At 66.2% G+C, this 6574-nt stretch carries 7 protein-coding genes; 3 read left to right on the plus strand and 4 right to left on the minus strand.

Features of this window, described 5'->3' with window-relative positions; all coding sequences use genetic code 11:
- Nucleotides 1-48: 48 nt before the first annotated feature.
- The 3 genes from A3728_RS05330 to A3728_RS05340 are packed head-to-tail and all read right to left on the minus strand — an operon-like array spanning nucleotide 49 to nucleotide 2926.
- On the minus strand, nucleotides 49-1056 hold the full coding sequence (locus A3728_RS05330; RefSeq protein ID WP_067920930.1) for a YcjF family protein: 1008 nt from the start codon (nucleotides 1054-1056) through the stop codon (nucleotides 49-51).
- Complete coding sequence (locus A3728_RS05335) at nucleotides 1056-1508, minus strand: GNAT family N-acetyltransferase (RefSeq protein ID WP_067920932.1); 453 nt, start codon at nucleotides 1506-1508, stop codon at nucleotides 1056-1058. The genes A3728_RS05330 and A3728_RS05335 overlap by 1 nt, the downstream gene beginning before the upstream one ends.
- A 2-nt stretch (nucleotides 1509-1510) precedes the next feature.
- Entirely contained in the window at nucleotides 1511-2926 is a 1416-nt protein-coding gene (locus A3728_RS05340) for a YcjX family protein (RefSeq protein ID WP_067920934.1), read from the minus strand.
- A gap of 109 nt (nucleotides 2927-3035) precedes the next feature.
- Between A3728_RS05340 and truA the strand changes: the two genes are divergently transcribed.
- A complete protein-coding gene (truA, locus tag A3728_RS05345) occupies nucleotides 3036-3809 on the plus strand; it encodes a tRNA pseudouridine(38-40) synthase TruA (protein WP_067920936.1) in 774 nt (257 codons plus the stop codon).
- Between the two features lie 34 nt (nucleotides 3810-3843).
- Here truA and gndA read toward each other — a convergent pair whose 3' ends face one another.
- Nucleotides 3844-5286, minus strand: a complete 1443-nt coding sequence (gndA, locus tag A3728_RS05350) for an NADP-dependent phosphogluconate dehydrogenase (protein WP_067920938.1) — start codon at nucleotides 5284-5286, stop codon at nucleotides 3844-3846.
- A gap of 144 nt (nucleotides 5287-5430) precedes the next feature.
- On the opposite strand from gndA, the gene A3728_RS05355 reads away from it, so the two are divergent.
- The gene (locus A3728_RS05355) at nucleotides 5431-5889 is read left to right on the plus strand and encodes an NUDIX hydrolase (protein ID WP_067920939.1); all 459 of its coding nucleotides are present in this window, start codon (nucleotides 5431-5433) and stop codon (nucleotides 5887-5889) included.
- A gap of 130 nt (nucleotides 5890-6019) precedes the next feature.
- Nucleotides 6020-6574 (plus strand): inorganic phosphate transporter (locus A3728_RS05360; RefSeq protein WP_150120656.1); only part of this gene is annotated, 555 nt, incomplete at its 3' end.

The raw sequence follows: 6574 nt of genomic DNA on the forward strand, positions 1-6574 counted from the left end.
GGGGGGCTGGCCCCCCGGCCCGCTGTGCAACCTCGCGCAGGCTATCGTTCAACCGCCCTTGCCGCGCCCCAGCAGCCCTGTCAGAGCGCGCCCGACAATGCCGCGCACGCTTGGCCGGCGCCCGGCAGAGAAGGGAACCGGGCGGCAGACCTCCATCGCGGCCACGCCCACGCGGGCGGTGAGCGCACCGTTCACGAGGCCTTCACCGAACCGGCGGCTCAACCGCGCCAAAACAGTGCCCCCGAGGACAGGCTCTAGCAGGTCGTCACCTACCGCTACGGCTCCGGTCGCCACCAGATGCGACAACACGGCCCGCGTCAGCCGCCAAGAGCCCAGGAAGCCGGACCGCCCCCCATAGACCTCGGCCACCCGGCGTATCATCCGCAGGTTGCTCAGCATGGCGGCGGCCACATCCGCCAGAGCCAACGGTACGAGCGCTGTCACCGTTGCCACCTGCCGCGCCGCCGCCTCGACCTCCCTTCGGGCAGCGGCATCGAGCGGTGCCAGCAATTCCGCTTCCGCCAGATACAGCAGGCCCGCCGCTTCAAGCTGGTCGCCGGAAAGTTCGGCAAACCGCTCGCGGCCCCAGCGCGTATCCTCCCGCCCGGCATAGAGCGCGACGAGGCGATCAGTCACGGCGCGCGCCGACCGAAGGTCCGCGTTCGACAGCGCCTCCTGCGCATCGTGCTGCAGCCGGTCGAGCCGCGCGAGACGGCCAAAGGCCGCGAGTTCCCGCAGCCCGAGCAGTAACGCCACGGCAACGAATGCAAGCAATAGTGCGGTCACCCCCCATCCCAGCAGCGGATACCGCGCCAGCAGGGTGGTCACGAAATCCCATGCGGCGATGGAAACGAGCGCGCCGACAAGCATACCGGCGAGGATCCAGAACAACCGCACCAGGCGCGACGGCCGACGCGCCGCAAGATGGGCGGCAATCTGCATCGCCTGCCCCTGCGGGGCGGGGCCGTCAATATCAGGCACCGGCGGCGCTTCCGCCACCCTGGGCTGCGGCCCCTCGTCATCCTCCAGATCGAACAGAACCGGTCCCTTCGCCATTATCCTGCCTTCCGCTGCCATTCAAAACGCAAGTCGGGCAGCCCCGCGTCGTTGGCCACACCGTCGGTACGGCGCGCTTCGACAAAGCCCGCCTTGCGGTAGAAACGCACAGCCCGGGCATTGCGCTGCATGCACCAGAGACCGAGCCGTTCGCGCCCCTTTTTTGCATCTTCCATCAGCGCGCGGGCGATGCCCCTGCCCTGCACTTCCGGCAGCAGGTAAAGCGCCTGAACCTCCTCTTCTCGTATGGCGAGAAACCCCAGGGGTTCGTCTTCCCACCGGGCCACGCGGACCCAGCCCGCATCGATCATCTGGCCGACGAAATGGATGTCCTCCGCGCGGCTATGCGGATGCGGCATCCAGCCCAGCCGGGCGATGGCACCGCTCATCAGCGCGCCCAGCCGTCCCGCGTCCAGCACGCGGGCCGGGCCGATTTCGATATCGGCTGGCATGCTCACAACCTGTCCCCGATCAGGAACTCCGCAGCGCGGTCCAGCCTGATATGCGGCGGCCCATCCCCCGGGCGCAGGTTGAGCGGGGCGGGCGCGAATTTCATCACGCTGTAGTCGCCGTCAAGCCAGCGCTCCGCCCCCTGCCGCGCAGGGGTCAAAAGGCGGGCGGGATCCTCGGGCAGCTCACCGGGGTAGAAGGCCGCCTGCCGGCCCGTTTCCAGCAGACGGCCCCGCACCACGTCAAGCTGACGCCCCTCATGGGGCATCTGCGCCTCTGTCGTGGCCCGCAACGAGGCAATGGCCATGGCCGCGGTACTGGCACCCGCGTATTGCGCCCGGTCGCGGGCATCCCGCACCAAAGCCTCCATGATGGCGGTCAGCCGGGGATGCTGCGAATGATGCAGGTGATCCGCCTTTGTCGCGGCGAAAAGCACCTTTTCCACACGTTTGCCGCGCAGCAGGGTGGAGAGAAGCCCATTCTGGCCGGGGCGGAACGCTGAAAGGATTTCCGCCATCGCACGGCGCAGATCCTCCACCGCGCGGGGGCCCTGATGAATGGCGCCCAGCGCATCCACCAGCACAACTTGCCGGTCGATCCGCGAAAAATGATCCCGAAAGAAGGGTTGCACCACGAGCTTTTTGTAGGCCTCGAAACGCCGCGCCATTTCCCGCACCAGCGCCTTGCGCGGGGCGGTCCCGTCAGTGGGCAGCGGCGCGAAGGTCAGAACCGGCGATCCGGCAAGATCCCCCGGCAGCAGGAAACGCCCGGGCGTACAGTCCGAATAGCCGTTTGCCCGCGCACGCTGAAGGTAGCTGCTGAAACTTTCCGCCAGCCGCTTGGCCTCCACCTCCTCAAAGGGTGCCGCGGGGTCCGTGTTGTTCACGAGGCTGCGAAAATCCTCCGCCTCATCGCGCTCGGCAATCCGCTCCAGCACACGGGCGGACCATGTGCCATAGTCTGTATCCAGCAGGGCGAGGTCCAAAAGCCATTCGCCCGGATAATCCACGATATCGAGGTGGACCGTCCGCGGCCCCTGCAAACCCGCCAACATGCCCTCGGGCCGAACCCTGAATGACAGACGCAATTCGGAAATGGCACGGGTGCTTTCGGGCCAATGCGGATCGGGCGCGGTCAGCGCGCCGAGGTGGCTTTCATAGTCGAACCGGGGCACGGCGTCGTCCGGTTGCGGCTGCAGAAAGGCCGCCTCGATCCGGCCCGACTGCGCCGCCAGCAGGCCGGGCATGCGCCCACGGTCCAGCAGATTGGCCACGAGAGAGGTGATGAATACCGTCTTGCCAGACCGCGCGAGCCCGGTGACACCCAGACGCACGACAGGTTCCAGCAGGGTTTCCGACAGGGTGTCGCCCACGTTTTCCACCTGCCGCCAGAGGCTGTCTGCAAATCCCGCGATGCTCACTGTCTGTCCCGTCTATCCATGCGTTCTGGCCAGCGATCTGGCCTGCGGCGCAACATAGGGGCGCGGTCCGGGGATTGCCAGAACCGGACCCGCAAGCTAGACGCGCGCCATGCCACGCTATGCGCTGAAAATCGAATACCACGGGGCGCCCTTCGTGGGCTGGCAGCGCCAGAACGGCCAGTCTTCGGTACAGGGCGCGATCGAGACGGCGCTTGCCCGGCTCGAACCGGGGGAACACCGCATCGCCGCCGCCGGGCGCACGGATGCGGGGGTGCACGCTTTGGCGCAGGTCGCCCATTGCGACCTCACCCGGGACTGGTCGCCCTTTCGCCTGTCGGAGGCGCTGAATTACCACCTGAAACCGCTTCCCGTGGCGATTACCGCCTGCGCCGCTGTGGACGACGATTTTCATGCGCGTTTCTCCGCGCTGGAACGCCGCTACCTATTCCGTATCCTCTGCCGGCGTGCCCCCGCGACACATCAGGCCGGGCTGGTGTGGCAGGTGAGGCACCAGCTGGACATCGACGCCATGCGTGCCGCCGCCGGGCGCCTTCTGGGGCGGCACGATTTCACCACCTTCCGCTCCACCGTCTGTCAGGCGGACAGCCCCCTGCGCACGCTCGACCGGCTGGATATCGAAAGGGTGGAAACCCCCGCGGGGCCAGAGGTGCATTTCGACGTTCGCGCCCGGTCCTTCCTGCACAATCAGGTGCGCAGCCTCGTGGGGACGCTGGAACACGTAGGTGCCGGGTCATGGACGCCCGATCAGGTCTCGGCCGCGCTGGCTGCACGTGACCGCGCTGCCTGTGGCACCGTCTGCCCGCCGCAGGGCCTGTACCTGGCTCATGTCAGCTATCCTGACGATCCGTTTGCTTCCGACTAGACGTCTGGCGAAAGGGGCGGCGCAGCACCCGGCCTCAGTCTTCATTCAGCGCCTCGGGCCCAAGTTCGATCCAGTCTCCGTGGAACGATCCCGGCTCATCTATCCGCTCGAACCCGTGGGCCCCGAAGAAATCGCGTTGCGCCTGTATCAGGTTGGCCGTCCCCCGTGCGTGGCGCATGGTATCGTACCACGCCAGCGCAGCGGAAAGCGCAGGCATCGGCACCCCTCGCGTCACCGCGCAGGCCAGCACCCGGCGCAATCCCCCGAGCGAGGCCTCCAGACGTTCCCGCATCGCCGGGGCGAGGATGAGGTGTTCCGCGGGTAACTCGCTGCGGAAGGCAGCGGCAAATTCATCCAGCAAGGCCGAGCGGATGATGCAGCCCGCGCGCCAGATCTCTGCGATCCGCGCGAAGTCGAGCGACCATTCGAATTCTGCCGAGGCCGCCCAGAGCACCCTGAACCCCTGCGCATGAGCAAGGATGCGCCCGGCCAGCAGCGCATCATGCAGGTCAGACAACTCGGGCAGCGGAGCTTCTTGGGCAGCGGCAGGCAACAAAGGCTCCGCCATGACGCGGGTATCCTTTTCGGAGGACCACGCCCGCGCGCCCACCGCAGCCTCGATCGCGCTGGCGGACTGGCCCAGCGTGAGCGCCTCGACCAGTGTCCAGCGGCCCGTGCCCTTCTGGCCTGCCCGATCCAATATGCTGTCGACGAGCGCGCCGCCCGTCTTGTCGTCACGCGTCAGCAGCACGGCGGCGGAAACCTCGATCAGGTAGGAACTGAGTGCGCCGTCCTTCCAGCCTTCGAAAACCTCTCCGATCCGCTGCGGGGGCCAGCCGCCGGTATCGCGCAGCAGGCCGTAGATCTCCGCGATCATCTGCATGTCGGCATATTCGATGCCGTTGTGAACGGTCTTGACGAAATGGCCGGCGCCATCGGGGCCAAGGTGGGCGACACAGGGGTCGCCTTCGTACCGCGCGGCGATCGCTTCGGCCATCGGGCGCAACTGGTCCCAACTGTGAGCACTGCCGCCAACCATCAGCGATGGTCCGTGCCGCGCGCCCTCCTCCCCGCCCGATACGCCCATACCGACATAATGAAGCCCCGATCCTTCCATGGCTGCAGCCCGCCGACGCGTGTCGTTGAAATCGGCGTTGCCGCCGTCGATCAGCGTATCGCCTTCATCCAGAAGCGGCGTCACGGCGGCGATCATGTCATCCATCGGAGCACCCGAAGGGATCATGAAAAGGATACTGCGAGGGCGCGACAGCGCAGCCACGAACCCCTCCAGCTCCGCATGGGGCCGGAAAGAGGGAGCGAGCGGACCTGCCTGCTCCATAAAGCGGTCGATCCATTCAGCTTCCCGGTTGGTGACGGCCACGGTGAACCCGTTGTCGGCAAGGTTGAGCGCGAGCGCGCTGCCCATCGTCCCCAGCCCGTAGACCCCGATATCCGCCATCTTCTGCTCTCTGGGCATATCGTCCCTCCTTGCCTTTTGGCCAGAGTGTCCTGCCACAGGGCACATGACAAGTGCACCACAAGGATTTGAATCTACCCGCAAAACGAGTTATACACAGGTCTCATTCAGTAACAGATGTAACGAGAGTCCGTTTCAACCGGTATGATGCATGTCTTCAAGCGCGCCTGGACCGATCTGGTCCTTCCCATCCTGCAACGCCCCCGGCGTCTGCAGGTTGCCGCGCTGTGTTATCGCAACACGCCGGAAGGCCGCAGGGTTCTGCTGATCACCAGCCGCGATACCGGGCGCTGGATCGTCCCGAAGGGCTGGCCCATCGACGGGCTGGACGGCCCGGGTGCCGCGCTTCAGGAAGCATGGGAGGAAGCTGGCGTGAAAAATGCGAGCGTCCGCACGGAACCCTACGGCATCTATCACTACGACAAGAGAATGACGGGCGGACATTCCCTGCCGGTCGAAGTTCAGGTCTATCTGGCGGAAGTCTCCGACCTCGAAGTGGATTATCCCGAAGTGGATGAACGCGAACGGGCGTGGTTCTCCCCCGAAGAGGCCGCCAGCCGCGTGGACGAACCCGAACTGGCTGATCTGCTGCGGGCGCTTTGAGCGGCGCCTTTTACCGGACCACCCTGCCAACCCGTCAGTAACGGGCCGGGCTTGAATGACCCCGGCGGCTGTGCCACCCCGTTCTGACCCCAAACCCCGACCCGAACCCCGACGCAGGACAGGACGCTCAATGGCCAGAACGCCGCGCGGCAGCCAGTGGAAGACGCTGGACAGCGATCTCGACCGGATATCCAAGGTGGAACTGGCAACGACGCATCTGTCGCGTTCGCTCGTGGCGCCGGGCATCGCGCTGATCTTCATGCTGTTTGCCGGGATACTGGGCGCCGTCTTCTTCGGCGGAACCCCGGGCGGCTTCGTCGTGATCGCGGCTGCGGTTTTTGGCGCCTACATGGCGGTGAATATCGGGGCCAATGACGTCGCGAACAATATGGGGCCCGCCGTGGGTGCGAACGCGCTGACCATGGGCGGTGCCATCGCCATCGCCGCGCTCAGCGAAAGTGCAGGTGCACTTCTGGCCGGGGGCGACGTCGTGTCGACAATTTCCAAGGGGATCATCGATCCCGCCTCCTTTGCCGATGCGCAGGTCTTCATCTGGGCGATGATGTCGGCGCTCATCTCTTCCGCGCTTTGGGTCAACCTCGCCACCTGTATCGGTGCCCCGGTCTCCACCACCCATTCGGTGGTGGAGACCGGGGCACCGATACAGGTGGCGAGGTTGACCCAA

This window comes from Sulfitobacter sp. HI0040 (assembly GCF_001634885.1).
Taxonomy (GTDB): domain Bacteria; phylum Pseudomonadota; class Alphaproteobacteria; order Rhodobacterales; family Rhodobacteraceae; genus Sulfitobacter.